Origin of the sequence: Streptomyces sp. URMC 126, from assembly GCF_051386555.1 — a bacterium.
Classification (GTDB): domain Bacteria; phylum Actinomycetota; class Actinomycetes; order Streptomycetales; family Streptomycetaceae; genus Streptomyces.
On the sequence record NZ_JBPQTX010000969.1, the window covers coordinates 1 to 263 of the forward strand.

The following is a 263-nucleotide window of genomic DNA, read 5'->3' on the forward strand; positions in this document are numbered from 1 at the left end:
GTTCAAAGGCCTGCTGGAGCATTTCGACGAAGAAGCGCGCACGTTTGGCGCGTTTCCTAGCCTGTTCCTCGGCTTGATCGGCCCGAACGGCACGTGGGAACACTACGAGGGCGGCATTCGAATCGTCGACGGCAACGGCGTGATTGTGGCCGACAACCTCGACCCGGCGCGCTACGACGAGTATCTCGGCGAAGCGGTCGAACCTTGGTCGTACCTGAAGTTCCCGCACTACCGCCCGCTTGGCTACCCAGCCGGCATGTACC

The 263-nt window shown here is 62.4% G+C and carries 1 pseudogene; it reads left to right on the forward strand.

The features are described from left to right. Nucleotides 1-263: pseudogene (locus ACSNOK_RS34710) on the forward strand (hypothetical protein); the annotation flags it as partial.